Here is a 1,261-nt window from a genome sequence, read left to right as displayed (position 1 = left end):
ATACGGCGTGCTCTTCAACGGAATGAACGCCTGACTGCCCAACGGGTGACGCTCCAACATCTTCACCTCGTACGGCAACTGCCGCGGCTGTCCCCGGAACACATTCACCAACGTCCGACCACCCTCAGGCCCCAGATCCACCGTCGCCAGATCATGGAACCGCTCTGTCGTCCCGCCATTGATCGCGAAATGCTTCGCTCCCGCCAACTCGATCACATCGCCAAACGCCGCAAACGCCTCGCGCGTCAACCGCTCGATCTTCAATGCCGGTCCCGCCATGTCTCGCTCTCCATTTTTTTCTCTATTCATTGCACACCCGCACACACCAGTCGCCTGATGGTCGCGCCGACGCTTCCATCGCACCCCTCGTGCGCGCGGGCTCTCTCTCCGATTACTTCTTGTCGCTCAGGCGACCCCACAGGCGCAGACGCGAGACACCACCGTCCGGAATGATGTTGAAGCGGATGTGCGTGATCGCCCCCAGCTTCTGTACCTGCTCTTCGAAATGGAACTGCTTGTCCATCGCCAGCTTCTGCTCCGGCAACAACACCGGCCAGAACATCGATTGCGTGATGAGAGACTGCTCGGTGCCGCCCGTCACATACGCCGCCTGTATCGAACAACGATCCGGGAAGTTGCCCTTGAAGTGCGCGGTGTCAACTTCGATCTTGCCGATCTCGCCCGGCTGCGCCAACGCAATGATCGCCCAGTCATTACCCGGCTCGCGACGACGACGCGTCTCCCAGCCATCCCCCATGTTCACCCCACGGCCCGGCATCAGCAGGTTGGACGCCATGCCGAAGTGCTGGTTGTTGGCCGCCACGACGTAACCGCCGTTTTCCATCGCGATCAGATCGATCAGCTCATCGCGCGAACGATTAGCCCAGTCGCTTTGCGGCAAGCCATACAGACGCAGACGTGCAAGACCACCATCCGGGTACAGGTTCACGCGCACGTGCGTTGCCGCCCGCTGCTGGGCGATGGCGTGGTAGTGGTGCGAATTGCCCTGCAACGTGGTCGAAGGCAGCAGCTCGAACCATTCGGCCGCGTCGGACGGTGCGCCGTCCGGGCTGTAGCAGCCTTCGAGCGAGGCGGCCGGCGGGAAGTTGCCGGTGAAGTGGCTGGTGTCGAGATCGACGCCGAACAACACGCCCGGGCGGGCGAGCTTGACGATGCACCAGTCGTAGCCGTTCACACGCTTGCGACGCGTCTCCCAGCCATCCATCCACTTGCCGTTATCGTCGTACTTGCCCGGGATGAA

General features: G+C 62.0%; 2 protein-coding genes. Both read right to left on the bottom strand.

The genetic code is table 11. The features are described 5' to 3' along the window. Nucleotides 1–279, bottom strand: a 279-nt coding sequence (locus PCA20602_RS25465) for an ureidoglycolate lyase (RefSeq protein ID WP_174981621.1), incomplete at its 3' end; no start/stop codon positions are given. A 112-nt stretch (nucleotides 280–391) separates the two neighbouring features. Further along, on the bottom strand, nucleotides 392–1,261 hold an 870-nt coding region (alc, locus tag PCA20602_RS25460; protein ID WP_150723566.1), incomplete at its 5' end, for an allantoicase.

This window comes from Pandoraea capi (genome assembly GCF_902459735.1).
In the GTDB taxonomy this organism is placed as follows: domain Bacteria; phylum Pseudomonadota; class Gammaproteobacteria; order Burkholderiales; family Burkholderiaceae; genus Pandoraea; species Pandoraea capi.
Note: the sequence above shows the minus strand (reverse complement) of the source record. Positions and strands in the feature narration are given on the sequence as shown.